Annotated in this window: 28 protein-coding genes; 10 read left to right on the plus strand and 18 right to left on the minus strand. The window is 65.4% G+C overall.

The window, feature by feature from the left end:
* Positions 1 to 61 precede the first annotated feature (61 nt).
* Complete coding sequence (locus tag CH266_RS08090; RefSeq protein ID WP_052054599.1) at positions 62 to 562, minus strand: MarR family winged helix-turn-helix transcriptional regulator; 501 nt, start codon at positions 560 to 562, stop codon at positions 62 to 64.
* 74 nt (positions 563 to 636) lie between these two features.
* On the opposite strand from CH266_RS08090, the gene CH266_RS08095 reads away from it, so the two are divergent.
* The 4 genes from CH266_RS08095 to CH266_RS08110 all read left to right on the plus strand — a co-directional run bounded on the left by CH266_RS08095 (position 637) and on the right by CH266_RS08110 (position 5,812).
* Positions 637 to 1,548 carry an NAD(P)/FAD-dependent oxidoreductase gene (locus tag CH266_RS08095; protein WP_094715069.1) on the plus strand — a complete coding sequence of 304 codons (912 nt, stop codon included), beginning with the start codon at positions 637 to 639 and terminating at the stop codon, positions 1,546 to 1,548.
* Positions 1,549 to 1,615: 67 nt separating this feature from the next.
* Positions 1,616 to 3,010, plus strand: coding sequence for an HNH endonuclease signature motif containing protein (locus tag CH266_RS08100; RefSeq protein ID WP_141214511.1), 1,395 nt, complete (start codon positions 1,616 to 1,618; stop codon positions 3,008 to 3,010).
* 25 nt (positions 3,011 to 3,035) lie between these two features.
* On the plus strand, positions 3,036 to 5,495 hold the full coding sequence (gene pepN / locus CH266_RS08105) for an aminopeptidase N (RefSeq protein WP_094715071.1): 2,460 nt from the start codon (positions 3,036 to 3,038) through the stop codon (positions 5,493 to 5,495).
* A 5-nt stretch (positions 5,496 to 5,500) separates the two neighbouring features.
* Positions 5,501 to 5,812, plus strand: a complete 312-nt coding sequence (locus tag CH266_RS08110) for a hypothetical protein (RefSeq protein ID WP_032369908.1) — start codon at positions 5,501 to 5,503, stop codon at positions 5,810 to 5,812.
* Between the two features lie 6 nt (positions 5,813 to 5,818).
* On the opposite strand, the gene CH266_RS08115 is transcribed toward CH266_RS08110, so the two are convergent.
* Positions 5,819 to 6,901: a PLP-dependent cysteine synthase family protein gene (locus CH266_RS08115; protein WP_027498323.1), complete on the minus strand. Its 1,083-nt coding sequence runs from the start codon at positions 6,899 to 6,901 to the stop codon at positions 5,819 to 5,821.
* Positions 6,898 to 7,251, minus strand: a complete 354-nt coding sequence (locus CH266_RS08120; protein WP_027498324.1) for a DUF4229 domain-containing protein — start codon at positions 7,249 to 7,251, stop codon at positions 6,898 to 6,900. The genes CH266_RS08115 and CH266_RS08120 overlap by 4 nt, the downstream gene beginning before the upstream one ends.
* 199 nt (positions 7,252 to 7,450) lie before the next feature.
* On the opposite strand from CH266_RS08120, the gene CH266_RS08125 reads away from it, so the two are divergent.
* Both CH266_RS08125 and CH266_RS25830 read left to right on the plus strand, forming a co-directional pair.
* Positions 7,451 to 7,666, plus strand: a complete 216-nt coding sequence (locus CH266_RS08125) for a BldC family transcriptional regulator (protein ID WP_027498325.1) — start codon at positions 7,451 to 7,453, stop codon at positions 7,664 to 7,666.
* A 135-nt stretch (positions 7,667 to 7,801) separates the two neighbouring features.
* Positions 7,802 to 7,999: a membrane protein gene (locus tag CH266_RS25830; RefSeq protein WP_027498326.1), complete on the plus strand. Its 198-nt coding sequence runs from the start codon at positions 7,802 to 7,804 to the stop codon at positions 7,997 to 7,999.
* Between the two features lie 9 nt (positions 8,000 to 8,008).
* On the opposite strand, the gene CH266_RS08135 is transcribed toward CH266_RS25830, so the two are convergent.
* From CH266_RS08135 to hemL, 7 genes are all read right to left on the minus strand, one after another.
* Complete coding sequence (locus CH266_RS08135; RefSeq protein ID WP_255175869.1) at positions 8,009 to 9,403, minus strand: MinD/ParA family ATP-binding protein; 1,395 nt, start codon at positions 9,401 to 9,403, stop codon at positions 8,009 to 8,011.
* A gap of 393 nt (positions 9,404 to 9,796) precedes the next feature.
* Complete coding sequence (gene ccsB / locus CH266_RS08140; RefSeq protein ID WP_032375566.1) at positions 9,797 to 10,780, minus strand: c-type cytochrome biogenesis protein CcsB; 984 nt, start codon at positions 10,778 to 10,780, stop codon at positions 9,797 to 9,799.
* A 3-nt stretch (positions 10,781 to 10,783) separates the two neighbouring features.
* On the minus strand, positions 10,784 to 12,403 hold the full coding sequence (gene resB / locus CH266_RS08145; protein WP_032390391.1) for a cytochrome c biogenesis protein ResB: 1,620 nt from the start codon (positions 12,401 to 12,403) through the stop codon (positions 10,784 to 10,786).
* Complete coding sequence (locus tag CH266_RS08150; protein ID WP_094715228.1) at positions 12,400 to 13,209, minus strand: cytochrome c biogenesis CcdA family protein; 810 nt, start codon at positions 13,207 to 13,209, stop codon at positions 12,400 to 12,402. The genes resB and CH266_RS08150 overlap by 4 nt, the downstream gene beginning before the upstream one ends.
* A 5-nt stretch (positions 13,210 to 13,214) precedes the next feature.
* Positions 13,215 to 13,805: a TlpA disulfide reductase family protein gene (locus tag CH266_RS08155; protein WP_094715073.1), complete on the minus strand. Its 591-nt coding sequence runs from the start codon at positions 13,803 to 13,805 to the stop codon at positions 13,215 to 13,217.
* Complete coding sequence (locus tag CH266_RS08160; protein ID WP_027498332.1) at positions 13,798 to 14,460, minus strand: histidine phosphatase family protein; 663 nt, start codon at positions 14,458 to 14,460, stop codon at positions 13,798 to 13,800. The genes CH266_RS08155 and CH266_RS08160 overlap by 8 nt, the downstream gene beginning before the upstream one ends.
* A gap of 51 nt (positions 14,461 to 14,511) precedes the next feature.
* Positions 14,512 to 15,831, minus strand: a complete 1,320-nt coding sequence (gene hemL / locus CH266_RS08165; RefSeq protein WP_032365224.1) for a glutamate-1-semialdehyde 2,1-aminomutase — start codon at positions 15,829 to 15,831, stop codon at positions 14,512 to 14,514.
* A 117-nt stretch (positions 15,832 to 15,948) separates the two neighbouring features.
* Between hemL and CH266_RS08170 the strand changes: the two genes are divergently transcribed.
* Entirely contained in the window at positions 15,949 to 16,455 is a 507-nt protein-coding gene (locus CH266_RS08170; RefSeq protein WP_032365223.1) for a pyridoxamine 5'-phosphate oxidase family protein, read from the plus strand.
* Here CH266_RS08170 and CH266_RS08175 read toward each other — a convergent pair.
* From CH266_RS08175 to CH266_RS08190, 4 genes are read right to left on the minus strand one after another with little or no spacing between them, the layout of a single operon-like run.
* Positions 16,452 to 16,997, minus strand: a complete 546-nt coding sequence (locus tag CH266_RS08175) for a hypothetical protein (protein WP_094715074.1) — start codon at positions 16,995 to 16,997, stop codon at positions 16,452 to 16,454. The genes CH266_RS08170 and CH266_RS08175 overlap by 4 nt on opposite strands.
* Positions 16,998 to 17,050: 53 nt before the next feature.
* A complete protein-coding gene (gene bioD / locus CH266_RS08180) occupies positions 17,051 to 17,740 on the minus strand; it encodes a dethiobiotin synthase (RefSeq protein ID WP_032369765.1) in 690 nt (229 codons plus the stop codon).
* Entirely contained in the window at positions 17,737 to 18,870 is a 1,134-nt protein-coding gene (locus CH266_RS08185) for an 8-amino-7-oxononanoate synthase (protein ID WP_094715229.1), read from the minus strand. The genes bioD and CH266_RS08185 overlap by 4 nt, the downstream gene beginning before the upstream one ends.
* A 39-nt stretch (positions 18,871 to 18,909) precedes the next feature.
* On the minus strand, positions 18,910 to 20,208 hold the full coding sequence (locus CH266_RS08190; protein WP_094715230.1) for an adenosylmethionine--8-amino-7-oxononanoate transaminase: 1,299 nt from the start codon (positions 20,206 to 20,208) through the stop codon (positions 18,910 to 18,912).
* 72 nt (positions 20,209 to 20,280) lie between these two features.
* Between CH266_RS08190 and CH266_RS08195 the strand changes: the two genes are divergently transcribed.
* Genes CH266_RS08195 through CH266_RS08205 form a run of 3 tightly spaced genes read left to right on the plus strand, consistent with a single transcriptional unit; the run spans position 20,281 to position 23,891 of the window.
* Complete coding sequence (locus CH266_RS08195; protein ID WP_094715075.1) at positions 20,281 to 21,627, plus strand: serine hydrolase; 1,347 nt, start codon at positions 20,281 to 20,283, stop codon at positions 21,625 to 21,627.
* A gap of 46 nt (positions 21,628 to 21,673) precedes the next feature.
* Entirely contained in the window at positions 21,674 to 21,880 is a 207-nt protein-coding gene (locus CH266_RS08200) for a hypothetical protein (RefSeq protein WP_027498338.1), read from the plus strand.
* A 43-nt stretch (positions 21,881 to 21,923) separates the two neighbouring features.
* The gene (locus tag CH266_RS08205) at positions 21,924 to 23,891 is read left to right on the plus strand and encodes an acyl-CoA dehydrogenase family protein (protein WP_094715076.1); all 1,968 of its coding nucleotides are present in this window, start codon (positions 21,924 to 21,926) and stop codon (positions 23,889 to 23,891) included.
* Between the two features lie 14 nt (positions 23,892 to 23,905).
* On the opposite strand, the gene CH266_RS08210 is transcribed toward CH266_RS08205, so the two are convergent.
* The 4 genes from CH266_RS08210 to CH266_RS08225 form a co-directional block, all read right to left on the minus strand.
* Positions 23,906 to 24,703, minus strand: a complete 798-nt coding sequence (locus CH266_RS08210; RefSeq protein ID WP_094715077.1) for a cyclase family protein — start codon at positions 24,701 to 24,703, stop codon at positions 23,906 to 23,908.
* Positions 24,703 to 25,878, minus strand: coding sequence for a PQQ-dependent sugar dehydrogenase (locus CH266_RS08215; protein WP_057472736.1), 1,176 nt, complete (start codon positions 25,876 to 25,878; stop codon positions 24,703 to 24,705). Before CH266_RS08215 ends, CH266_RS08210 begins: the two co-directional genes overlap by 1 nt.
* Before the next feature lie 85 nt (positions 25,879 to 25,963).
* Positions 25,964 to 26,167 (minus strand): heavy-metal-associated domain-containing protein, encoded by a 204-nt coding sequence (locus CH266_RS08220; protein ID WP_027498341.1) that lies wholly within the window; start codon positions 26,165 to 26,167, stop codon positions 25,964 to 25,966.
* A 21-nt stretch (positions 26,168 to 26,188) separates the two neighbouring features.
* Positions 26,189 to 26,470 (minus strand): metal-sensitive transcriptional regulator, encoded by a 282-nt coding sequence (locus tag CH266_RS08225; RefSeq protein ID WP_027498342.1) that lies wholly within the window; start codon positions 26,468 to 26,470, stop codon positions 26,189 to 26,191.
* Positions 26,471 to 26,486: the final 16 nt, after the last annotated feature.

Below are 26,486 nucleotides of genomic sequence, written 5' to 3' on the forward strand. Positions count from 1 at the left end.
GCCTTACGAATCGCCCCGCACGTGTTGGCGAGCGTAGCCGTGACACAGGCCGACGGGAACGTCACCGAGACGGCAGACCGGACTCCATCGACTCGGCGAGCGTGGTCAGGGCCTCGAGAACACGGTTTCGACGTGCACCCAACGCATCGAACAATCGTCCGTGCGCTTCGAGCTCTCGGGGAAATACATCATCCACGATGCGCCTCCCCTGATCGGTCAGGGTGATCGACGCAGACCGTCGGTCTTCGGCGCTGGGCACGCGCTGCAGAAAGCCGCGGCGTTCGAGCTTTCCGAGCGTCTTGCTCACACCTGCGCGGGTCATGCCGAGCAGCTCCGCCAACCGCGCTGCCGTCACCGGTTCGATCGCGTAACGCAGGGGCACCATCAATTCCACCTCGGCGACGGATACATCGGCCGCGGCGTATATCGGTTCGACGGCCACGTCGAGCAGCGCGACGATGCGCTTGATCTCGGCCACCACCTGCATCGGCGAGGTGTCCAGCTCCGGGTTGAACTCGGCCCACCGTGCACAGGTCAGCTCACGAAGCGAGGCATCGGTCATCGGCACCACCAATATTGTTAACTAGTTGACAGTTCTGATACGTTCACAACATATCGCACCACCGAGGAGGCATCTTGACGTACGACACCGTGGTAATCGGTGGCGGCCCAGCCGGACTCAGTGCCGCGACACTTCTGGCTCGCGCCCGCCGAAAGGTGATCGTTGTCGATGCCGAAGAACCACGCAACGCGCCTGCCGACCATGTTCACAACTTCCTCTCGCGCGATGGTTCCACACCCGAGGAGTTGCATCGGGCTGGATGCGAGGAAGTCCTCCGATACGGCGGAGAAATTCTGCGCGGCGGCAAAGTAATTGGACTCGACGAGGGATTCGAGGTCCGCCTCGAGGGCGGCGAGTCCCGGCACTCGCGGTCGGTCTTGGTGGCCACCGGGCTTCGAGACGAACTGCCCGATATCCCCGGCGTTCACGAACAGTGGGGCTCGGGAGTGCTGCATTGTCCGTACTGCCACGGCTACGAAGTTCGGGATCAGCCGATAGCCGTGGTCGGCGGATCCAACCGACCGTTCACGATCCACCAGGCGTCGCTGATTCGCCAATGGTCGGACGACGTCGTCTTCTTCACCAACGGCATCGAACTGAGTGAAAACGAACGCCTTCGACTCGACGCGCGGTCCGTCGGAATCGTCGACGTACCGGTTGCTCGAATCGTTGTGCAGGACGGTCGCGTCATAGGCATCGAGCTGACGAACGGGACCGTCGTTCCTCGAACAGTCGTGTTCGTCGGGCCGACGTTCGTTCCGAACGACGCGCTCCTGCGATCGATCGGATGCACTCGCCTCGACAACGGCTGGGTGGCCACCGACCCGACCGGGCTCACCAGCGTCGACGGCCTGTGGGCTGCGGGGAACGTCTCGGATTCCCCCGCCCAGCTCATCAATTCGGCAGCAGCAGGATCGAAGGCTGCAATCGCCGTCAATCACTACCTACTCGAACTCGATGTGACCCGAGCCGTCAGCGCGGTCTGACGCCTCCTGCCAGCGCCGAAGAATGTGTCGGTGCCCTGTTCTACACTTGCCGCAGTGGATCGAATACGTGTTCGATCTTCAGTCGCTGGGGGGTGACATGGGGCTACGGAAAGCGGTGTGGGTGACGGGGGACCATTCTCCGCTCGCCGACGTTCTGGGAGCGCGACGGACGATCAACGCTGCCGTCGCTTCGGAACTTGCTCTGCTGGACGAGTATGTCCGCAGCCGAACGGCCGGCGCGTCACCGTCGGACACCGGGGTCACCGAGAGAGATCTGTTCAACTCGGCAGTCTGTGAACTGGCGGCGGCTCTGTCGTCCACGTTTGCCGCCATCAACAACAAGGTGCAGATGTGGCGTCAACTGCGCCCTCTCGTGCGTCAGGGCTTCATCGACGGTGCCCTCGATCTGGAGCGAGTCAGAACGATCCACGATCATCTACTTCATGCCCGTCCGGAGACGGCCGTTGCCCTGGAGACCGAGATTCTCAAGGCCGCCCGGGAGATGGCACCGGGAGCTCTGGGCCGCGAAATCGATCGACTGCTCATCGAGGCCGACGCCGACTGGGACCGTGCGGTACGCAAGCGTGCCGCACGCACCGAGAAGCGAATCCGCCTTCGTCGCCGGGCACGAGGACTGTCGAGCCTGACCACACTGATGACCGACGGCGAAGCCGACGAACAACTTGCGCGGATCGACGCCGAGGTCATACGCCTGCACCCGGAGGATCCGCGGTCGGACGACCAACGACGGGCCGACGCTCAGACCGCCTTGATGCGCGGGGAGACACTGCTGTGCGAGTGCGCGACATGCCTGACGCCGCGCGACGGCGACAGGGCCCCCGAGCACGATGATCCGGACACAGCGGACAACGAACCATCGGACACCGACTGCGCCGCAACCGACGGAACACGCAGCGGCAGTTCCACTTCCGCTGCACCGGGGGACGAGCCGCCGACGAGCCAATCACCGAACACGATCCCACCGGACGCACCGCCACCCAGGCTTCCCACGCCCGGCTCTGTGAATACCAGAGCTACCCGATCGCGGCCGGGTGGGGGAACGCTGATCGAACGGTGGCGTGCCACCGTCGGGGACGACCCCATCGGGATCCACGCCTTGTACCCCGACGGCCATGGGGGCATGAAACTCCCGCCGCCAGGCGCGCTGAGCTATACGCCCAGTCGAGCTCTCGCGGCGAAGGTTCGAGCCGAGAACCCGTACTGCCTGCATCCTGGCTGCAACGTGCCCTCGGAACGATGCGACCTCGACCACATCGTCGAATTCGACCGACACCGCCCCGAGAAGGGCGGCTGGACCATCCTCACGAACATCGGTCCGCGCTGTCGGCTCCACCACAACCTCAAAACGCGCAAACTTTGGCGCACCGAACTGCTTCCGGATGGAGTGCTGCATATCGTCGATCCACTCGGACGTCACTACTTCACCCCACCCGCCCTGTGAAAAACAATCACCTAGGGTTGGTTCGGTGAGCACCGCGAATCTGACCCGAACCGAAACTCGCAGGCGATCGCGCCACATAGACGGGGTGAAGTATCTCGTCGATCTGAACCTCTTGCGCGCCGAGGACACGGACGTCGACACCTTCGAGTCGGTGACGACCATCGAGTTCGACGCGACGACGGCGGCGACATGGGTCGATTTCATCGGTGCCGCCGTGGACGAGGTCACCGTCAACGGCACCGCTGCGCAGGTCGATTACGACGGAGCCCGCATTCAACTGGTCGGACTCGCCGACCACAACGTCGTTCGGATACGGGCACGCGGGCGGTACAGCAGGTCGGGTGAAGGACTCCACCGCTTCGTCGACCCCGTCGACGACAACGTCTACCTGTACACCCAGTACGAACCTGCCGATGCGCGACGGGTGTTCGCGAATTTCGAGCAACCCGATCTGAAGGCCTCGTTCACGCTGAGGGTCACAGCACCCCCGGCATGGACGGTCCTGTCCAACCGCGCGGGAGTCACCGACGGCACAGTCACCACGTTCGCCCCGACGCTGCCCATATCGACGTACATCACCGTGGTTGCGGCCGGGCCGTACCACGGCGTCGAATCGTCCTGGACTCGAGGCGATCTGACTGTCCCGCTCGGCGCGTACTGCCGCGCATCCCTCGCCGAGTATTTCGACGCCGAGGACATCTTCGACATCACCGAGCGTGGCCTGGACTTCTTCCACGACAAGTTCGACTATGCGTACCCGTTCGGTAAGTACGACCAGATTTTCGTCCCCGAATACAACCTCGGTGCGATGGAGAACCCCGGGCTCGTCACGTTCACCGAATCGTACGTATTCCGTTCGGCGGCAACCGAAGCCCAGTACGAGGCTCGGGCGAACACGATTCTGCACGAGATGGCGCACATGTGGTTCGGCGACCTCGTCACGATGCAATGGTGGGACGATCTGTGGCTCAAGGAGTCGTTCGCCGACTACATGGGTGCGTACGCGTCGGCCGAAGCCACCCGGTTCACCGATGCCTGGGTCAGTTTCGCGAACCGCCGAAAGGCGTGGGCCTATTTGCAGGACCAGCTTCCCACCACTCACCCGATCGTCGCCGACATCACCGACATCGAGGCAGCCAAGCTCAACTTCGACGGCATCACCTACGCGAAGGGCGCGAGCGTGCTCAAGCAGTTGGGGGCGTTCGTCGGTGCCGACGCCTTTTTCGCAGCGTCCCGCAACTACTTTCGTACGCATGCCTTCGGTAATACGACCCTGACGGATCTCTTGAGCGAGATGTCCACCGCCAGCGGGCGAGACCTCGAGACCTGGGCGGGCGCGTGGCTGCAGACCACCGGCGTGTCCACACTGACTTATACCGGCGACGCCGTCGAGCAGTCGGATCCGCGTCCGCACCGCATCGCGGTCGGGCTCTACGATCCGGACGAGGCCGGAAATCTCACGAGGACCCACCGCTACGAACTCGACATCACCGACTCGCGAACGCCCGTCGACTTCCCCGATTCTGCACTGGTTCTGCTCAACGACGACGATCTGACCTACGCCAAGATCCGATTCGACGAGCGCTCCACCGCCACAGTGCGGACCTCCCTCGATCGCATCGTCGATCCCCTTGCACGAGGGCTGGTGTGGTCGGCACTGTGGAACTCCACCCGGGACGCGGAGCTCTCTGCGATCGAATACCTGCACATCGCAACCAGATTCGCACCGACCGAACCCAAGATCGGGTTGCTCTCCGCAGTCACCGCCAACGTGGCGTACACACTCGCGCACTACCTCCCCGAAAACCGACGGGACGAGCCCACCCGGCATTGGCTGGAAGCGTCGTGGCGGCAGCTGCAGTCGAGCGAACCCGGAAGCGACGCGCAGTTGGTGTGGGCGCGGGCGGTCGCATCGGCTGCGCAACTCGACGACTTCCTGGCCGACGATCTACGCTCCCTGCTCGATGGCACCGCGACCATTGCCGGGCTGAGGCTGGACCCCGATCAGCGCTGGGCATTCTGGCTGGCACTCGCCGCCACCGGACACGCAACTATCGCAGAGCTGGATGCCGAACTCGGTTCGGACGACACACTTTCGGGGCGCACTGCCCACACCGCGGCGGCGACGGCGATCCCTGACGCCACAGTCAAAGCGAGCGCGTGGACTTCCATCACCGAGCGCGACGACGTGTCCAACGATGTTCTCGACGCCTTCATCACCGGGTTCGGGGCGGGTCACCGACCGGACCTCACTCAACCGTACGAGGACCGGTATTTCGAGTCCATCTCCTCGTTGTGGACCTCACGCAGCATCGAGATCGCACGGAGGATAGTTGTTCGCCTCTTTCCTCAGCGATCGTCGACCGACAGTGCAGACGTGTGGCTCGCCGAGCACGAGTGGGCACCGGCTGCGTTGCGGCGCTTGGTGATCGAGCAGAGAGATCACCTGGCCCGGAGTTTGCGCGTGCAGGCTCGGCTAGGGTGACGATCATGTCCGACCATGATGCTCGACGTTCGTTCGCCACGTCCGCTCTCGCCGCAGGCGGCTTGCTCGGCGGCTTCGCTGTTGCTCGCCGGTCGCACAATCGCCAACTCGGCGGAGCAGTGCTCGCTGCAGTCGGCGTCGCCTGCACCACGCAATGGCAGAAATCCTCGGGCTCGGCTCGTGCCGGCGCACTGCTCGGGACGTACCTCGTGGCGTTCGGTGCGTCGCATCCGCTCGCGAAGAAGATCGGTGCGTGGCCGGCCGTCGGGACGGTCGCCGCTGTCACTGCGGTGACGTCGATGGTCGTGACCTGGTAGATCTGCTCAGAACACCCCGGTACGGATGAACTGCTCGAGCGCGGCGGTCGGTTCGTCGAGATCCATCCCCTGGCCCGCGACCCAGGTGTCGTCGAAATAGGTTTGCGAGTAACGGTCTCCGCCGTCGCACAACAACGTCACCACACTGCCGGTGCGTCCCGCGGCAATCATCTCGGAGATCAATCCGAAGGCACCCCAGATGTTGGTGCCGGTGGATCCTCCCACTCGTTTACCGATCGCAGCCGAAGTGAATCTCGCGGCCGCCACCGACGCAGCGTCGGGCACCGCGATCATTCGATCGATCACCTGGCCGACGAAGGACGGTTCCACCCGCGGTCGCCCGATGCCTTCGATACGTGAGGACTTACCGGTCTCGAAACTCGCGTCACCGGTTTCGTAGCCTCCGATGAAGGCCGAATTCTCTGGGTCCACGACGGCCAAACGCGTTGCGTGTCTGCGGTATCGGATGTAGCGACCGATGGTGGCGCTCGTTCCGCCTGTTCCCGCGCCTACGACCACCCAATCGGGGATGGGACATTTCTCGAGCCGGAGCTGATCGTAGATGGACTCGGCGATGTTGTTGTTTCCTCGCCAATCGGTGGCCCGTTCGGCGTGGGTGAACTGGTCCATGTAGTGGCAGTCGGGCTCGGCTGCGAGCCGGTGCGCCTCGGTGTACATCTCACCCGGGTGGTCGACGAAGTGGCAGCGCCCACCGTGCGATTCGATGAGGGCGATCTTGGCGGGACTTGTACTTCTGGGCATGACTGCGACGAATTTCAATCCCAGCAGGCCGGCGAAATATGCCTCACTGACCGCCGTGGAGCCTGACGACGCCTCGACGACCGTGGTTCGCGCGGTGACCCAGCCGTTGCAGATCGCGTACAGAAACAGCGATCGCGCCAGCCGGTGTTTGAGGCTGCCGGTGATGTGAGTGGATTCGTCCTTGAGGTACAGCGAGATTCCCCATGCGGCAGGCAGTGGATAGCTCAGCAGGTGTGTGTCGGCACTGCGCTGAGAATCGGCTTCGATCAACCGGACTGCGTTGTCGACCCACTCACGCGATCCGGAGCGGTCCACCGATGTGGTCACTTGCGGCCGTCTTCACCGCGCAGCTTGGACTGCAGGTCCGCGCGAGCGGTGCGTCGGTGTTCGTCGACCGCAGCGATGGACTCGTTGACGCGGATGCGCATCTGCTTGAACAGAAGCAGGGACAACGGCAGCGAGATGAGGACGCCGAAGATCGCGGCGACGAGGATCGGAACCTCGATGCCGAAGAGTAAACCGACACCGATGATGATCGCGGCGATGACGATGACGAGCGCCAGACGCGCGAACGTGTACACGGCGAGATTGACGGCAAGGGACTTCTTCGCAGAACGGCCGGGCGTGGGGTTTCCGCTGGTCGGGTCGCTTCGGTCGGCATTCGTCGCATCACTCACGAGCTCAAGGTTACCGGGCCGTGCGGGGCTTCCCACCCACCCCTGACGTGACCGATTTGTCCATTACCTCCCCTTTACCAACCTTGTATCAGTCGAGTACCTAGGGGTCCGAGTGCAACCATGGGGCTCACAACACCGCAGACCGATATCTCCGGTTCGACGCAAATGCACAGAACCGCACCGTAGGAGGACACGACAGATGAGCGCACCCACGTTCCACAAAGCTCAGGACTCACTTCTCACACCGGGTCAGGTAGCAGCGCTTTTTCACGTCGACCCCAAGACCGTGACTCGCTGGGCGCACGCCGGACGTCTTGGATCGCTCCGCACTCCCGGCGGACACCGTCGCTTCCGCGAAACCGAGGTCATGCAGCTGCTGACTTCTCTGACGACCGAAGCCGGCGTACAGCACTGAGACAGGCCATTCGGCGCAGTTTCGGCAACGACCTCCGCACCCGTACGAACTCATCGAACATTCTCAGGAATCTTCGACGCTCGACGGGTGCGGAGGTCGTTGCATGACGGCTACCCTCGTAGTAGGAGGTGCGTCGTGATCTATCTATTGGCGTTGATCGGTTTGGTGGCAGTGATTGTGCTGCTGTGGAAGGCATTCGGACCCAGCACGCAACCTGAACCCCCGCGGACTGTCGGGCCCGATGACGATCCGGAATTTCTCTGGAAAATCAACCGGGACGCTCGTCGCGGAGGCAAGGACGGGACCGACGCCGGCACTGAAGTCGGCGAATAAAGTTTCCGATCAGCTGCGGCGAGAAGTAGTGGGCGAGGCCGGAAAGCCTGCTGCCACCGCCGCAGCTACTTCGAGGAGTGCCTTTCGCGTGCGTCCACGAAGCCTGCCCAGTTCGATCTCAGCCCCCTCCTCCAGATGCGGGTCGAACGGAATCGTCCGAACCTGAGCGCACCGCTGCTCGAAATGTTCGACCACCTTCTGCAAGTCGACTTTTCCCGCCCTCGGTCTTACCGCGTTGACCACAGCCACCGACGTGGCCACCAGGTTTCGATAGCCATGGGCATCGAGCCAATCCAATGTCGCCGACGCGCTCCGCGCCCCGTCCACAGACCCTGAGCTGACGACGACCAGAGTGTCCGCGCCCTCGAGAATGCTTTCCATCGCCGAATGCATCAATCCGGTGCCGCAGTCGGTGATGACGATGCTGTAGAACTTCTCGAGCAGTGTCACCGTTCGGTCGTAGTCGTCACCGCTGAATGCCTCGGACGCCGCCGGGTCCGAATCGGAGGCCAGCACCTCCAGCCGATGGACGTTCTGTGAGGTGTAGGCCCGAACGTCGCTGTAGCGCTCCAAGGAATCCATGTCTCGCAACAGATTTCGGACCGTCGCCGTCGTTTCCGACGGTACTTTCTGCCCCAGCGTTCCGCGGTCGGGGTTCGCGTCGATCGCAATCACGCGGTCACCGCGGATGTCCGCGAACGTCGAGCCCAACGTCGCCGTTGTCGTCGTCTTTCCGACCCCACCCTTCAACGAGAGCACCGCGACGCGGTAGCACCCCACCAATGGTCGATCGACCTGCGCGGTCAATTCGAGGCGTCGCTGTTGCGCCGGACTGTTCCCCACATCGATCCGACCACCGGACATCAGATACAGCGCACGACGCCACCCCGCGACCGGAGCGACACTTGCCGACCTGATGAGCAATGAATCGCCGAGGTCGGCCGCCGACATCGGCTGCGACGGTGATCGATGATCCGGCTGAACGACAGCAGCCACGGCAGGAACCACTGCAGGAACAAGGCCGGGCACCATCGGTTGCGGCCACGAACCGGGTTGCGGAGCCCACTGCCCATACCCCTGACCCTGCCCATATCCCTGCCCATGCCCATGCGTCGGCCAGCCGTTCTGGGCCTGCCACTGATTCTGGGCTGCCCACTCGTTGTTCGGCTGCCAATATTGCTGGGGCACAACAGCATTCTGGGGCAACACCACCCCGTTCTGCGGCTGGACAGGGTGCTGACCCTGTTGCCCAGGCGGCTGCGGCTCGCCCGTGGGCCGAGTCGGCGGACCAGGGGCCATGGCCATGTCGGACGAAACCGGTGGCACAACCGGTGGACCCGATGCTTCGGGCATCGTCGGCATCTCGTCGGTCGGTGGCGTCACCTCGACGGGTGGAGTCGGCATTGCCGCGACAACAGGATTCGGGCTCGGGGCATCCGCGGGCGGCATGGCGATGGGGGTGGATCGGAACGGTTCACGCTCCCCCGAAACCCGAGACTCCCCCACAACCCGAGAAGACCCCGCAGTCTCAGCAGACCCCGCAACCCCCGAAACTTCCCCAACCTCGGCAGACCCGACAACCGGTGTCTCGGTCACCACCGGCTCAGGCGTGTTCGGGGGTTCGTCGTCGTCCATCGGTCGGACGGGTTGCCAATTGTTTCCGTGCCGATCGGCCATGACCGATTTCCCCCCAGTGTGCGTCCCGCGTCGAGTGCCGGCTCGGATGTCTCCCCCATCGAGCCGGATCGGACGCTACCAGCTGCGCGTCGGCAGCGGAGCGTGTGGAACGCGCAGAGGTCAGTTCAGTCCTGCGTAGCTGTGCAGACCGGAGACGACCATGTTGATGATGAAGAGGTTGAACAGCATGGCAGTGAATCCACCGACGTTGATCCACGCGGCGCGGGTGTTTCGCCAGCCGGAGGTGGCGCGGGCGTGCAAGTAAGCGGCGTAGATGATCCACGTGATGAAGGACATCGTTTCTTTGGGGTCCCAGCCCCAGAAACGTCCCCATGCGGCCTCGGCCCAGATCGCGCCGAGGATGACGCCGGCTCCGAACAGCGGGAAGGCGACGATGGTCGTCTTGTAGGCGAGTCGGTCGAGGGCTTGGGCGTCAGGAAGCTTGGAGGCGAAGCGGCCCCAGAATCCCACGCTCTCCTCGCCCAGGGGCTGTTTGATGCGCAGCAGGAACAGCAGGCTCGCGACACCGGAGACCAGCAGGATGCCGCTGCCGACGCTGACGATGGTGACGTGGATGGGCAGCCAGTAGGAGCGCAGCGCCGGGACGACGGGTGCGGCGTCTGCGTAGAGCTTGGTGGCGGCGAAGAACATCAGCACGATGATGGGTGCGAGGACGAACACCAGCATCGGGCGCATCGTCTTCTTGCGCAGCACCACCACGGAGGTCAGTGCTGCGGCAGCGGTTGCCATGGTGACGAACTCGTACATGTTGCCCAGCGGGAATCGGTGGGTGGCGAATCCGCGGAGCACGACCGAGGCGATGTGTAGGACGAGGGCCGGTGCGAGCAGCGCGAAGCCCATACCTGCGAGGCGTTCGGACAGCGGGCGCTTGGGTGCCTCGATAACGCGTCCCGGGCCGGAGGACGCAGCCACCGACGACGCGGTCACGGGGGCTCCGGCACCGACGAGTTCCTTGGCCTGAGCGGCCGTCGCCTTGGCGGAGGCGTACTGAGCGATGAGCAGGACAAATGCGAGCACGTAAATGGTGAAGGCTGATTCGAACGACCAGTCGCTGTACTGCGAGAGTGTCTCGTTGATCGGCATCGGTCAGTTCTCCTGTTTCGAGGTGTCGCCGAGCAGGCGGGTGCACAGGCGGTCGAACTCTTCGCCCCACCCCGCCTGATCGGTGCGTGCAAGTCCGCCGAGTTCTACTACAGTACGTCGTGAGTCGTCGTCGGCGGTGAGTCGGACCCAGATTCTGCGACGTTTGATCACCAGTGAGACGAGCAGTCCGCCCATCATCGTCAGCGCGAACACCAGGACCCAGGTCTGAGCCGGGTCGTGCGAGACCTGCAGGTTGACGAATTCCTTCGCCCCGTCGAATCTCACGACGGTGCCGTCGCTGAGTGTGGCCGATTCCCCGGGCATGAGGTTGACGCGGTCCTGCTTGACGAGCCTGCCCTGGGCGATCATTTCCTGATCGAGCGAGAAGATGGACTGCGGGAGTCCGGTGTCGAGTCCGGTGTCGCCTTTGTAGATGTCGATGGCGACGGCCGGGTCGTTCATCGCCGGGAAGCTCGACGACAGCAGACTGCCATGGAACGACGCCGTCGGGGCGAACAGTCCTTCGATGGCGATCTGGTTCTTACGCCGGTCCAGCGCGTCGGGGTAGAGGCCACCGGGTGGGTCGACTCGAAGTACCCCGCTGGAGAGGAATGTGGTGGCGTCCGTCGGCTGCCATTGGATGGTGTCGGTGCGGGTCTCGCCGTTCGGGAACGTCACCGTGAACGTGGGCGCGTAGCCGTGGCCCTGCAGGTAGACGCGGTCGCCCGCGACCCGCAGCGGATGGTTGACCTGCAGTCGGTCGTCCTGCCAGTCGTTGTTCGCCAGATCTTCGCCGGCCTGGTACTGGATGTTCGAGGTGAACATTTCCGCCTGGCCGTTGTCGAGGTAGTCCGCCTGAAAATCCTTGACTCGCAAGCACAACGGCTCGAGGTCGGTGCCGTCGACGAGGTTGCCCGCCCGGAACGAGTCGTAGTTGGCAGGCGTGGAGGTACAGAATCCGGGGCCGTCGTCGGCGATGACGATGCGGTTTCCCTCGTAGCCGAGCAGCTTGCCCATGGCGATCGCGGCCAACAGTCCGACGAGCGAGAGGTGGAACACGAGGTTGCCGAGTTCGCGAACGTAGCCCTTCTCCGCCGAGAGCGTCACTGCCCCACTGCCCTCGGACCGTTGCGCGACGCGCCACCCACGCAGCTGAGTACGAACCTGGGCTGCGATCTCCTCGGGTGCGCCGTCGACGTCGTACCGGGTGTGGTGCGGCAGGCGCGAGAGGTTCCGCGGCGCACGAACGGGCTTGGTACGCAACTGTTTTGCGTGCTCGATGCACCGCGGCAGGATGCAGCCGATCAGGGAGACGAACAGCAGTGCGTAGATCGCGGTGAACCAGAAGCTGCCGAACACGTCGAACAGTTCGAGCTTGTCCATGATGGGGCCGAGTGTCGGACGGTCGGCGATGTATTGGTCGACCTTGCCCGCGTTGAGGCTGCGTTGCGGTACCAGGGCTCCGGGCACGGCGGCGAAGGCCAGCAGGAACAGCAGCACCAGCGCGGTCCGCATACTGGTGAGCCCGCGCCAGGTGTTGCGCACCACGGCCACGGCCTTACCGAGTACGGATTGCTTGTGCGGCGGCGACGCTTCTGTCCGCTCCTCGGTCTCGGCGGTCATATCGGCAACACCACATCGGAGACGAAGGCGTCGCGCACCCAGCCGACGAATTGATCCCAGGCACCGGTGACCAGTGCGATTCCTACCGCTATCAACATGATTCCGCCGAACACCTGTACCTGTCGTGCGTGTGTACGTAGCCAGCCGACGCCTCGCAGTGCGCTGACCGATCCGAACGCGAGGATCACGAACGGCAATCCCAGACCGAGGCAGTACGCCACGATGAGGGTGACTCCGCGGGCAGCCGTGGCACCGTCGGTGCCTGCGGCGAGCGAGATGACGCCGGCGAGGGTGGGCCCGAGGCACGGGGTCCAGCCGAGTGCGAACACTCCCCCGAGCAAGGGCGCTCCGGCGAGGGAGCCGATCTGCTTCGGCTCGAACCGCACGTCGCGCTGCAGCGCGGGAATCAGTCCGACGAACACCAGGCCCATGGCGATGGTGACGACGCCGCCGATTCGCATGAGCAGTTCGCGGTTGATCGCCAGCACCGAAATTGCGCCGAACACCGACGCGGTGGCGAGAACGAACACCACGGTGAATCCGAGGACGAACAGCCCCGCGGCTCCCGCGACGCGCAGCCGACCGCTGCGCACCTTCGTCTTGACGGCCGCTTCGTCGGCGCTGACCGCCGGTGCGTCGGCTCCGACGACCCCGGCGAGGTACGACAGATATCCCGGAACCAGCGGTACGACGCACGGTGACGCGAAGGAGACGAGCCCGGCCAGGACGCAGGCTCCGAGGGCCAGGATCAGCGGCCCGGAGGCCGCAGCTTCCTGGAAACTCGCGCCGACGCCGGCTAGGTACATCTCGCTCACGGCTGCACAGGCTCCTCGGCTGCCACGCGCTCGACGACGGGCTGCAGGTCCTCGACGAGCAGTTCACGCAGGAACACTGCGGCCACGCGGTGCTGTCGATCGAGCACGATGGTCGTCGGAATGACGGAGGTCGGAACGCCACCGAGCGCGGTCAGGGTGCGCATCGGCGGGTCGTAGATCGAGGAGTACGTGACGTTGTTGCTGACGACGAAATCCTGTGCTGCGGTCTGTGATTCGTCGCGCACGTTGATGCCGAGGAATTCGACGCCGGAGGCCTTGGTGGACTCGTAGACCTTCTCGAGGTCGTCCGCTTCTCCGCGGCACGGTCCGCACCACTGACCCCAGACGTTGAGGACGACGACGTCACCCTCGTAGTCCGACAGCGAGGTCGTCTTGCCCTCGGTCATGAGGTCGGGCCCGGAGAGTTCGCCGAGTGCGCCGCGGTCGGACGGCGGATCGTAGAAGATTTCGGTCTTTCCGCCGGGCGAGACGAACTGGAAGGTTCCGCCCTGAGCAACCGCGTCGGTGCCGGTCGAACAGCCGGCGACGAGGGCCACAGCGGAAACCGCGAGCAGTAACCTACGCACCGGTGATCCTCGGGTCGGATGCTCCTGCTGGCTCGGAGTAGACGAGATCGACGAGCTGATCGCCCTCGTAGACCAGTGACGTCAGCGATGCGAGTCCACACTGGCGATTGCGCGGGTCGTGCCAGAGCCGGTCGCCCTGGAGGAACCGGCGCAGCGTCCAGACCGGGAGTTGGTGGCTCACGCAGACGGCCTCGTGCCCGACGGCTGCGACTCTGGCCGCGTTGACGGCGGCGAGCATGCGGTGTGCGATCTGCAGATACGGCTCGCCCCAGGACGGGGTGAACGGGTCGCGCAGCTTCCACCAGTGCCGAGGCCTACGCAAGGCTCCGTCGCCGACAGCAACGCGCAGCCCCTCGAACTCGTTACCCGCCTCGATGAGGTTCTCGTCCTCGGACACCGTCAGGCCGTGGGCTGCCGCGATCGGGGCAGCAGTCTCCTGGGCGCGTTGCAGCGGCGACGCGACGACGTGCGTGATGTCGTGACCGGCGAGCGCATCTGCGACGGCCTTGGCCTGGGACTGGCCGGTGACCGACAGCTTGAAGCCGGGCAACCGCCCGTAGAGGATGCCCTTGGGGTTGTGCACCTCGCCGTGCCGGAGGACGTGCACGATGGTGCGCGTCGTCGAGTGCGGGTGTGTTGCGGGGGCCTCGGTCACGTCGGGGTCCTGTTTCTCGCTAGTCGGGTGGTGATCACTTCTGAGTGGACGTCACAGTGGTGCTACAGCGGCTGCCGCAGCCTTCGCGGCGGCCGGGGCCGCGTCGGCGATGATCTCGAAAGCTCGGTCGTCGAGCGCAGCCGAGACGAACCATGCCTCGAATGCGCTCGGCGGCGGGTACACCCCGCGAGAGAGGAACGCGTGGAAGAACGCCGGGTAGCGCCACGTCTGGGCAGCCTTGGCCTGCGCGTAGTCGGTGACGGGTCCATCGGCGAAGAACACACTCACCATAGTGCCCGCGAACTGCACGTGGTGGTGGACGCCTTCGGCGGTGAGAGCATCGCCGAGCAGTGTTCCGAGTCGCTGTGAGTTGGTCTGCAGCTTCTCGTAGACGGCGGCGTCGGCCAGTTGCAGGCTCGTCAGACCGGCAGCGACGGCGACGGGGTTTCCGCTGAGGGTGCCCGCCTGGTACACCGGCCCGGCCGGTGCGAGGTAGGCCATGACGTCCGCGCGGCCACCGAATGCTGCGGCCGGCAGCCCGCCGGACATGACCTTGCCGAAGGTGTAGAGGTCGCCGGCGACACCGTCGATGCCGTACCAGCCTGCGGCGCTGACACGGAACCCGGTCATCACCTCGTCCATGATCAGCAATGCGCCGCGCTCGGTCGCAAGTCGGCGTAGTCCCTCGTTGAAGCCGGTGACCGGCGGGATCGCGCCCATGTTGCCCGCGGCCGCTTCGGTGATGATGCACGCGATCTCGCCGGGATTGGCGTCGAACGCGGCGGTGACGGCGTCGAGGTCGTTGTAGGGAACGACGATGGTGTCCGATGCCTGAGCGCCGGTCACTCCGGGTGACGTCGGCAGTCCGAAGGTGGCCAGTCCCGAGCCCGCGTCGGCCAGCAGGGCGTCGACGTGGCCGTGGTAGCAGCCGGAGAATTTGAGGATCTTGGTGCGGCCGGTGAAGCCGCGCGCCAGACGCACCGCGCTCATCGTGGCCTCTGTGCCCGAATTCACAAGGCGAACCTGGTCGACGGGGCCGACGCGGCGCACGATTTCCTCGGCGAGTTCGATTTCGCGCTCGGTGGGTGCGCCGAACGACAGTCCGGTTGCGGCCGCCTTCTGGACTGCCTCGACGATGGCCGGATGCGCGTGTCCGTGGATCATCGGACCCCAGGACGAGATGAGGTCGACGTAGGACTTCCCGTCCGCGTCGGTCATCGTGTATCCGCTGGCCTGCGTGATGAAGCGTGGAGTGCCGCCGACCGATGCGAACGCACGCACCGGAGAGTTGACGCCACCTGGAATCACTGTGCTCGCGCGGGCGAAGAGTTGGGCCGATACGGGGGCGTCGTTGCCGTCAGGAACAGTCACGACTTCCAGTGTCCCAGGTTCTGCGAAATCACCAACTACAGGGCGTAATAATCGCCGAAACAGGGAGTCGGCCTGGTTTCGGCGATTGAAGACCCCCGCCCCGGGTATTTACTTTCGATGACAAACACCGATGGCGTCACCAAGGTCGCCGAATTGATGTCCGAAGCCGGACTGTGCATGTTCACCACCGTGGGCCGGGACGGCCACCTCATCTCGCGTCCGATGGCACTGCAGGAGGCGGAGTTCGACGGGGACCTGTGGTTTTTCGCAGCGCAGGACTCCAGAAAGGTACGCGACATCGCCGCCGACCCGACGGTCAACGTCTCGTTCCAATCCGGTCAGGGCTGGGTGTCGCTGTCCGGTACTGCTGCGGTCGTCGAGAACAAGGCCAAGGCGGAGGAGCTGTGGAATTCTCGGGCGGCCGCGTGGTTCGAGAAGAACCCCGATTCACGTGAGGTCGCTCTGATCCACGTGGCCGCCGAAGGTGCCGAGTACTGGTCCACCCCGGGCTCGAAGGTGTCGACCCTGCTGGCCTACGCCAAGGCGAAGGTCACCCATGAGCGTCCGAACCTGGGCGAGAACGACGTGGTCGAACTCGAACTGCCCAATACCTCGACGAGCTAGTTCCGCTCGTGCCGGGCTGCCGTCGGGGGCAAGTCCGGATTACCGGTCACGCCATGCTGTCCTGCCTCGGACCGGTCGGTACTCGCGTTCCGATCGAAGTTCGCGTTCCGATCGACATTCGCGTTGTGCTGCGCACCGAAGTCCCGATCCGCGCCCGCGTCGCGGCCGACGTTGTGGTCACCGGTCACCTTGCGGTCGCCCTTCACATCCGGATCGATGTGGTTCGCGCGCTCGAACTGTGAGTTCACTTCGTCGCGTGATGCCGCCGCGACTCCCTGGTGAGACTGGGCCTGCTGAGCAAGTTTCTCTGCCTCGGCAGCTTTGACGTCCGCCTCCGCCTGGGCGCGGCGTGCCTTGGCCTCGCTCTCGCGGGCCTGCAGTTCACGCTCCTCGACGACGGTCGCCTGATCGGCCGCCTTCTCGCGAAGGTGGTTCGCTTCCAGCCTCTTTCGCTCTTTGCCCTTGCGTGCCACAACCAGGGCGACGGCAACGACCAACACTACGACTACTACTGCAACGATGATCCACACTGCGGTGCTCATGATGGAACTCCCGATCTGTTCCGACTGCCGAAGTGGCAGACGTTCCGAGCCGGTTACCCGAGTAATGAGCCGGCAAACTCGCCGAACTTCGTACAGGCGAGCGCACCGAAGTCCTTCTCGTCCAGCGCGGCGGCCCCGTTCGGCACACACGCCAGCAGCTCGACGCCCGTCACGACCGGCAACTCCTCCACGTTGACCCGCGCCGCCAGATCGGGTTCGGCCGGCCAAGATCCGATTACCAACCCCACACATGTCACACCCGCTGCGCGCACCGCGGCGACGGTCAGCGCGCTGTGGTTGAGCGTCCCCAGCTCCACCCCTGCCACGATCAGGACCGATGCGCCGACGGCACCGGCGACATCGAGTGCGGTGAACCCGCCGGCACCCAGGCGCACCGCTACCCCGCCCGCACCCTCGACCACGACGAGATCATGGGCCTCTTCGAGCCCTCGCACCGCGTCGACGACGTGGTCGAGTTCGAGCATCGACCGACCCGAACGGCGTGCTGCGACATCGGGCGCGAGTGGCTCGGGGTACCGCGCCAGCTCGATTCCGCGGACTCCCGAAAGACGTTCCACCACATCCATATCCGACTCGTCCAGGCCGTCGTCACCGACTCCGGTCTGCGCCGGTTTGCACACCGCCACCGTCCGTCCATGTGCCCGGGTTGCGGCCGCGAGCGCCGCGGTCACCACGGTCTTGCCGACGCCGGTCGACGTTCCGGTGACGAGAAGGACCGTCATCCCGACACCGCCGCACGCAACACCGTCGAGAGAACGGACGTGGCACGGTCGATATCGATGTCGCTGAGGTCGGCACGTGCGGTCAATCGCAGCCGAGATGCGTTCGAAGGAACCGACGGCGGCCGAAAGCACCCGACGCGCACGCCCAGGTCAAGACACTCCCCGGCCGCGCGGACGGCACGCACGGCGTCGCCGAGTACTACCGGAACCACTGCCGACGCCGTCGGCGATACACCGGCGGCCACCGCCAATTGCCCTGCCCGCCGACCGATCGCAGCGACCCGATCGGGTTCGCTGCGCAGCACCGCCAGCGCTGCCGATGCCGCGCCGACCGCGGCCGGGGCGAGTGCGGTATCGAAGACGAAGCTGCGCGCACTGTGCAGTACCTGGTGCCGTACCGCCGCCGGCCCGAGCACCACCCCGCCCTGCGATCCGAGCGCCTTGGACAGCGTCGCGGTGATCACCAGGTCCGGCAGTCCCGCCACACCGGCGTCGTGCACGGCACCGCGCCCATCGTTACCTCGGACGCCCAGCCCGTGGGCTTCGTCGACGATCAGCACCGCGTTCCATCTCCGGCAGGCCGCGTACAGCTCGTGCAGCGGCGCGAGGTCGCCGTCGGCGCTGAAGATCGAGTCGGTCACCACGAGCGCGCGAGATTCCGTTCGTTCGCGGAGCAACTGCTCGACGTGCTCGACGTCGCGATGCCGCGCCACGGCCACCCGCGCCCGAGACAGACGGCAGGCATCGATCAACGACGCGTGCGACGCGGCGTCCGAGATCACGACGGAGTCGCGGTCGGCGAGCGCGGTGACGACTCCGAGATTGGCGGTGTAGCCGGACGAGAAGACCAGTCCGGTCTCGGCACCGACGAAGTCGGCAAGGTCCTGCTCGAGCTGTTCGTGGGCGGTGGTCGTGCCGGTGACCAGTCGAGATCCGGTGGACCCGGTGCCCCACCGACGCGTGGCCGCGCAGGCCGCGTCGACGACGTGCGGATGTCGAGACAGGCCGAGGTAATCGTTCGACGCCAGGTCAAGTGTCGAATCCTCGGGACTGCGAGCGTGGACGACGCGCTCGAGCCCGGCCGCGCGACGGTCGTATGCGGCGGCGTCGAGCCAATCGAGTGCACTCATGTCCACGACCATACTTGAACAGTGTTCAAGTATGGGTGTTCAAGTATGGTCGTGCGCCACCGCCACCATGGCGTCGGCAATGGCTGCCACATCGGCATCGGCACAGACATACGGCGGCATCGCATAGACCAACCTGCCGAACGGCCGCAGCCACACACCTGCGTCCACGGCGACGGCCGTCGCACGTGCCATGTCGACCGCGCCGGTCAGTTCGATCACCCCGATTCCGCCGAGCACGCGCACGTCGGCCACGCCCGGGATCGACCGGGCCGGCTCGAGCCGCTCGGTCAGCACGCCTGCGACGGCGGCGACCTCGGCGCGCCAATCGCGCGAGAGCAGCAGCTCCACCGACGCCACCGCGATCGCGCAGGCCAGCGGATTGCCCATGAACGTGGGCCCGTGCATCAGACCGCCCGCCTCACCGCTCGACACCGTCTCGGCCACCTCGGTGGTGCACAGCGTCGCCGCCAGCGTCATGTAGCCGCCGGTCAACGCCTTGCCTACACACATGATGTCGGGTGCGATGCCCGCGTGATCGGCGGCGAACAGCTCACCGGTGCGGCCGAACCCGGTGGCGATCTCGTCGAAGATCAACAGCACGCCGTACTCGTCCGCGAGTCGGCGTAGTGCGACCAGCAGACGTGCGTCGTGGAAGCGCATTCCGCCGGCACCCTGCACGATCGGCTCGACGATGATCGCGGCCACGTCGTTCGCATGCGCCGCGAGCACCTGCTCGAACTCGGCGACGTAGGCGGCGATACCCGCCGCATCGGACGCGGCGGGTGGCGCGGGCGCGAACACCTGCTGCGCCAGCACACCGGTCCACAACCTGTGCATCCCGCCGTCCGGATCGCAGACACTCATCGGCGCGAACGTGTCCCCGTGATAGCCGCCCCGCCACGTCAGCAACTTCGTTCGCCCGTTCTCACCCCGCCCACGCCAGTACTGCAATGCAATCTTCACCGCGACTTCGACGGACACGGACCCGGAATCTGCGAGGAACACCTTGTCCAGCCCGGCCGGGGTGATCGAGACCAGCAGCTCCGCCAATCGCGCCGCGGGCGCATGAGTGAGGCCTCCGAACATCACGTGACTCATGCGGTCGAGCTGGTCTCGCGCTGCCGCGTCCAGCACCGGATGCCGGTAGCCGTGCACCGCCGCCCACCACGAACTCATCCCGTCGACGAGTTGGCGGCCGTCGGCCAACGTCAGTCGAACCCCGGACGCGCTGTCGACGACCAACGGTGTCGTCGTCGACGGAAACCCGCTGTAGGGATGCCAGAGATGCTCGGAATCTATTCGACGGACGTCGTCTGAAGTCAGCACGCCAGAGCACACTGCCACAGCACCCGACCGGACGTACCGAGACTGGGCGGGTGGCGAAATGTCCGAATCCTTTAGCATTGCGACATGACGACGCGCACCGTGACGAGACTGGCAGGGGTGGTCGTGGCCGTAACTCTGACGCTGTCCGCCTGCGGGGGACCGTCCGAAACGCCGACGCCCACGACCACCACGGCACCGGCGTTCGCGATCGACACCTCGACGCCGCTGGGCGAGATCAACGACCGAATTCTGCAGTGGATCAACGCCGACGCCGCCCCGGATCCGGCGGCGGTGGACGCCGTCACCGGCGCGGAGCTGGCGGCAGCACTCGAGCCGATGGGCGGGCTCGTCACCCCTCTCGAGCAGTTGCGCGCCGGCGCGCCGAACGTGGCGACGGGTTTCGAGGCCGGACCGGACAGCGCCGTTCTTCGCTTCACCACCGCCGGCATTCCGGCCACGATCACCACCTCCCTCGGTGCCGACGGCACGCTCGACGGCATTCTGGCCAGTCCGGAAACTCCGAAGATCTCGTCCTTCGACGAGCTCGATGCCGCCCTGTCGAAGGTGGCTCCGAATTACTCCTACAGCGCGTCTCGTCTGAACGGCGGTGAGTGCGAGTCGGTGTACTCGGTCAATGCCGACGCGATGCTTCCGCTGGGATCGGTGTTCAAGCTGTACGTTCTCGGTGCGCTAACCGACGAGATCGAGGCGGGCAGCGTGCGATGGGACGAGCAGCTCACCATCCGCGACGAGAACAAGAGTGCGCCATCGGGTGAGCTGCAGAACCGCCGCGACGGCACGACGGTGTCGGTACGCGAGGCCGCGGAGAAGATGATCTCGCTGTCCGACAACACCGCCACGGACCTGCTGATGGAACGCCTCGGTCGGGGCCGCGTCGAGGCTCAGCTCGCCACGATGGGTCATCACGATCCCGCGGCGATGACGCCGATGATGGACACCCGACAGTTCTTCGTCATCGGATTCGGGAATCCGAACCTTCGTTCCGAATGGGCGGACGCGGACGCCGACGCTCGCGAGCAGCTCCTCGAGCAAGCCGATTCCCGGCCGCTGGACATCGACTTCGAGAATTTTCTCGACAACCCGGCATCGGCCGACGGCGTGGAGTGGTTCGCCAACGCGCAGGACGTGTGTGCGGCCGTGGGGTACCTGGCGACCGGCCCGTCGGCGGAGGAGAACCGTCGGATCCTGGCCATCACCCCGGGTGTGCAGCTCGATCCCGCTCGCTGGCCGTACTCCGGCTTCAAAGGCGGAAACGCTCCTGGCGACCTCGCAGCGGCGTTCCTGACAACCGACGCCTCGGGGCAGGACTGGATCGTCACCGAGCAGTTCCGGGCGGACGGTGCCATCGACCTGATCCCGTCCAGCTACGCGTTCCTGGTTGCGCAGGAAGCTTTCGCTCTGTTGAAGTGAGTGGGATTTGTAACACCGGTGTTACCGCTGGATTACACTCGTGCCCGTGGAGGCACAACACGAACCGGCTCAGCAGGCGTGGCCGACGGGCTTCAAAGAGTTCCTGGTCTGCGAGTTCACCGACTTCAGTCCCCTGGTGACCAGGGCCATGGAGGACAACTGCGCGTCGCTGTTCCACGACGGTCCCTACGGCAGATCCGGCTTCTGGCGGACCTTCCGGGCCGTGTTCCGAGAATTCGTCTGGCCGGTCTGAAGTTCCGGGCCTCACGGGCCGCGGCAAAAGGTTACCGTCGAGTATGGCAACCACAACGGATCACCTTCGGAACACTCTGGACGGCCGCTGGCGTGATGTGAAGAACGAGGCGCGCAAGCAACTCGCGCGCGACGAGTTCCGCCCGCATTACACACCGAACACCGTCATCGCCCGCACCAAGGCGCTCGAGCAGCTCAAGCTTCTCGCCGCGGCCGGGGCTGCCGACAACGGATTCAAGAAGGAACACGGCGGTACCGGAGACGTCGGTGCCGCGGTGACGATGATCGAAATGCTCGCGATGAGCGACCTGTCGTTGATGGTCAAGGCCGGGGTCCAGTGGGGACTGTTCGGCGGTGCCATCGAGAACCTGGGTACCGAGCGTCACCACGAGGCGTACGTACCGAAGATCATCAACCTCGAGTTGCTGGGCTGCTTCGCCATGACGGAGACCGGACACGGCAGTGACGTGCAGTCCCTCGAGACGACGGCGACGTACGACCAGAAGACCGACGAGTTCGTGATCAACTCACCCACTCCGTCCTCCCGCAAGGACTACATCGGTGGTGCCGCCGAGACTGCGACCGTCGCTGCCGTCTTCGCGCAGCTGATCACCGCAGGGCCGGGCGAGGAGCCCGAGGGCCACGGCGTGCACTGCTTCTTCGTGCCGCTCCGGGACGAGAACGGCGACGACCTCCCCGGCGTGACGACCTCGGATTGTCAGTACAAGGGCGGACTCCCCGGCGTGGACAACGGCCGACTGATGTTCGACCATGTCCGCATTCCGCGGGACAACCTGCTCAACAAGTATGCCGACGTCTCTGCCGACGGCACGTACACCTCCCCCATCGAGAATCCGTCCAGGCGGTTCTTCACGATGCTCGGCACGTTGATCCGCGGGCGCGTCACAGTCGGTGGCAGCGCTGCGGCCGCAGCTCGTGTCGCCCTCGACATCGCGACGCGATATGCGTTGCAGCGCAGGCAGTTCGCTGCCCCCGGTTCCGATCAGGAAGTGCTGATCATGGACTACCTGGTGCATCAGCGTCGACTCTTCCCGCTCATCGCCAAGTCGTACGCACTGCAGTTCGCGCAGAACGAGCTGGTGTCGAAGATGCACGAGCTGCAGACTGCGGACAACCCGGATGCCGAGGAGCAGCGCGAGCTCGAGTCGCGTGCCGCCGGCCTCAAAGCCGCCAACACCTGGCACGCCACTGCCGCGATCCAGGAAGCACGCGAGGCATGTGGCGGCGCTGGCTACCTGGCCGAGAACCGGCTGATCTCACTCAAGGCCGACACCGATGTGTTCACCACCTTCGAGGGCGACAACCACGTGCTCACGCAGTTGGTGGCCAAGGAACTGCTCACCGCGTACGCCGACGACGTGAAGTCGATGAGCCCGGTCGAGTGGGTCAAGTTCGCAGCCGACATGGTCGGCGATCGCGTCGTCAAACGCACTGCGGCGCAGGCGATCATGCAGACCATTCTCGATCGGCGTCAGGACAACGAAGAGGAGGGGTCGCTGTTCAACCGCGGCACCCAGGTCAAGATGTTCGAGGATCGTGAGGAGTATCTGCTGTCCACGGTCGCGCGCCGTCTGCAGTCGAAGTCGAAGGAGAGCAGTTCGTTCGACGCGTTCAACGCGGTACAGGACCACGTTCTGCACGCTGCGAGCGCCCACATCGACCGCATCATCTTCGAGGCCTTCATCGCCGGTATCGAGTCGTGTGAGGATGCGACCACCAAGGACCTGCTCGAGGAGGTCTGCGATCTCTACGCCCTGTCGGTGATCGAGGACGACAAGGCCTGGTTCATCGAGCATCGCTACCTGTCCACCGAGCGCTCCAAGGCAGTGACTCGCGCGATCAACGAGCGGTGCCGCACCCTGCGTCCGCATGCGGAGTTGCTGGTCGACGGCTTCGGTGTGCCCGAGGCTCTCGTCGGTGCAGCAATGCTCGGCGAGCCCGGAGCGGGTACCGAGGAAGAACCGGCCGGAAACCCCAGCCACGCGCACTGACGCGTAATCGGGGTTCAGCCGGGAGAGATCGCGAAGACCCGGCAGGGACCACCGGTCGCGCCCGCGTGCTTCGGTGCGCCGACGACGACCGTGGCCCCTGTCGGGGGCACGGCATCCAGATTCGCCAGTGCCTCCACTCCGTATCGGCCTGCGCCGAGTACCGCTGTGTGCGCTGGATAGTCGCGGTCGTTCATCCGATCGAGACTGAGCGTGTCGACCCCGATTCCGACGACGTTGCGCTCGCGCACCAGCATCTGTGCCGCGTCACCGCCGAACCCGGGTGCGGCACGTTCGGCGAGCCGGCCCTGCCATCGACTGTGCATGACCACCAGTGCGCGATCGGGTATCCGTCCGTGCTCGCGCTCCCACCGGGCGATGTCCTCGGTCGTCACGACCGATTCCGGATCCGACGCGGCCCGCGCGGAGATGTCCAGCACGACCAGCGGGGCGATCAGGTCTTCCAGCGGCAGGATGTCGGCCGTCGCACCGCCGCGCACTCGATGCGCGGGGGCATCGATGTGCGTGCCCGTGTGCTCGTAGTACGAGAGCTTGTTGACGAGGAAGCCGCCTAACTCGTAGGCGGCGACCGGGTGCATCGAGAACGGTTCGTTACCCGGCCACACCGGAAACGTCGGACTCAACGTGTGCGTCAGATCGATCAGTCGACCTGCGGGGATCACCGCTGCGACCGCCGGTGCGGCGCGTGCAGCACCGCCGGCCGCGACCGTCAGAGCAGCTGCCCCCAACGACCCGAACAGCGCCCTACGTCCGATCCTGCGGTGAACAGACTCGACGACCTCGGGGCCGCACATCAGTCGGCAGCAGGGGTGACGAGAAGAATCTTGTCGTCGGATCCGTTGTCCGTGGTGAGCAGGAAGGCTCCGTCGCTTCCGAAGCTGGTGAGCGAGCGCAGCCGACCGTAGGTACCCACCAGGGCGTCGGCTTCGTCGACGTAGTCCGTGCCGTCCTCGGACAGCTTGAGGAACACGAGCTTCTCGCCCTGCTGACTCGACACCACTGCGGAACCGTTCCAGGAACCCCATCCCGCGCCGTTGGCGAACGTCAGGCCGGGCGTCGCGATAGTGGGGCTACCCGAACTCCACACCGCCGCGCGGGCCCCGGGCACCCGGGTGGGATCGGTCATCGGCACCGACTCGTCGTAGACGAACGGCAGCCGATCCGGCCGGTAGCCGTAGTTGCCGCCGGGGACCAGTAGGTTGAGTTCGTCGTCCCTGGTGGTTCCCTGCTCCACCTCGTAGATGTCTTGAGTGCCGGGCCGTATCGCGAGCCCCTGTACGTTCCGATGACCGAGCGTGAAGACACGTCCGGGTGCATCGGCCGCCGCCGAGCCATCGGCGTTGATGTGCAACACCTTGCCGCCCAACGAGTTTCGATCCTGCGGCACCGACGGCGACGCGGTGTCGCCGGTTCCGATGTACAGGGTGCCGTCGGGGTGGGCCAAGATGCGGCAACCGCCGTGGCGACCACCGTCGGCGACGGGGATGTCGTCGACGAGTGTGCCGGTGCGCGTCAACTCGGTCCATGCGGAGTCGACGGTCCACGACACCACGGCGATGTGGTTGTCGGTGCCCCCGCCCGCACTACCGGTGCCCGCACTGCCGGCACCTGTTCCCTGACCCTGCACGCCCTGGCAGGTGTAAATGGTTCTGGATGTGGCGAAGTCCGTCGCCAGTGCGATGCCCATCAGGCCTGTCTCGCCCGACGCGTAGAGATCGCCGAGATCCGCGTCGAGCTCGCGAGTGGCACCGCCGACATCACGAATGACGAATCGCCCCGCTCGCTCGCCGGTCAGCACCGTCCCGTCGGGGGCAACCACGGCATCCCACGGTTTCGCCAGCCCGTCGAGGACGGTGGTGACCGTCAGGTCGGGCAGTGGATCGGCCTGTGCCGTCGCGCCCGTCGAGCATGCCAGCGTCAGGAAGACGCTGGCGGCGAGTACTCCGGAACTGGACACCAGCTTGTTCATCCACACTCCTGACGACGATCGGCCACCAGCCCGATATGACCGGTATCACACGATCATAAACACACCGAGGAGATGGCCGACGCAGTCAGGACGCGATTCGGTAGCCGGCTTCTTCGATCGCGGCGTCGACGGCAGCAGCGTCGAGTTCCGCGTCACTGCTGATCACAACGGCTCCGGTGTCGACGTCCACATCGACGCCCGTGACGCCCGGAACCTCGGACACTTCTTCCTTCACCGACGCTGCGCAATGCGCGCACGTCATACCCTCGACGGAGTAGGTCGTCTGCATTTTGTTACCTCCTGTGCCTGGTCAGGAACGAACGAGACGCGCAATGGCCTCGGACGCCTCTTTGACTTTCGCGTCTGCTTCGGGTCCGCCCTGCCGCGCGGCGTCGACGACGCACCCGGCGAGGTGGGCGTCGAGCAGCTTCAGCGAGACGGACTGCAACGCCTTCGTCACCGCGGATACCTGGGTGAGAACGTCGATGCAGTACCGGTCGTCGGCGACCATGCGTGAAATGCCGGCCACCTGCCCCTCGATGCGACGCAGTCTTTTCAGCAGGTCGTCCTGTTCGGCGCTGTAGCTGCTCATGCCGTCGATCATACCC

The sequence above is a fragment of the Rhodococcus sp. 06-1474-1B genome (assembly GCF_002258885.1).
GTDB classification, from domain to species: Bacteria; Actinomycetota; Actinomycetes; order Mycobacteriales; family Mycobacteriaceae; genus Rhodococcoides; species Rhodococcoides fascians.

Coding starts and splice junctions, on each gene's coding strand:
- CH266_RS08090 (WP_052054599.1), bottom strand. CDS start 562: ATGACCGATGCCTCGCTTCGTGAGCTGACCTGTGCACGGTGGGCCGAG.
- CH266_RS08110 (WP_032369908.1), top strand. CDS start 5,501: ATGTCCGACCATGATGCTCGACGTTCGTTCGCCACGTCCGCTCTCGCC.
- CH266_RS08125 (WP_027498325.1), top strand. CDS start 7,451: ATGAGCGCACCCACGTTCCACAAAGCTCAGGACTCACTTCTCACACCG.
- CH266_RS08135 (WP_255175869.1), bottom strand. CDS start 9,403: ATGCCGACTCCACCCGTCGAGGTGACGCCACCGACCGACGAGATGCCG.
- ccsB (WP_032375566.1), bottom strand. CDS start 10,780: ATGCCGATCAACGAGACACTCTCGCAGTACAGCGACTGGTCGTTCGAA.
- resB (WP_032390391.1), bottom strand. CDS start 12,403: ATGACCGCCGAGACCGAGGAGCGGACAGAAGCGTCGCCGCCGCACAAG.
- CH266_RS08150 (WP_094715228.1), bottom strand. CDS start 13,209: ATGTACCTAGCCGGCGTCGGCGCGAGTTTCCAGGAAGCTGCGGCCTCC.
- CH266_RS08170 (WP_032365223.1), top strand. CDS start 15,949: ATGACAAACACCGATGGCGTCACCAAGGTCGCCGAATTGATGTCCGAA.
- CH266_RS08175 (WP_094715074.1), bottom strand. CDS start 16,997: ATGAGCACCGCAGTGTGGATCATCGTTGCAGTAGTAGTCGTAGTGTTG.
- bioD (WP_032369765.1), bottom strand. CDS start 17,740: ATGACGGTCCTTCTCGTCACCGGAACGTCGACCGGCGTCGGCAAGACC.
- CH266_RS08185 (WP_094715229.1), bottom strand. CDS start 18,870: ATGAGTGCACTCGATTGGCTCGACGCCGCCGCATACGACCGTCGCGCG.
- CH266_RS08195 (WP_094715075.1), top strand. CDS start 20,281: ATGACGACGCGCACCGTGACGAGACTGGCAGGGGTGGTCGTGGCCGTA.
- CH266_RS08205 (WP_094715076.1), top strand. CDS start 21,924: ATGGCAACCACAACGGATCACCTTCGGAACACTCTGGACGGCCGCTGG.
- CH266_RS08210 (WP_094715077.1), bottom strand. CDS start 24,703: ATGTGCGGCCCCGAGGTCGTCGAGTCTGTTCACCGCAGGATCGGACGT.
- CH266_RS08215 (WP_057472736.1), bottom strand. CDS start 25,878: ATGAACAAGCTGGTGTCCAGTTCCGGAGTACTCGCCGCCAGCGTCTTC.
- CH266_RS08220 (WP_027498341.1), bottom strand. CDS start 26,167: ATGCAGACGACCTACTCCGTCGAGGGTATGACGTGCGCGCATTGCGCA.
- CH266_RS08225 (WP_027498342.1), bottom strand. CDS start 26,470: ATGAGCAGCTACAGCGCCGAACAGGACGACCTGCTGAAAAGACTGCGT.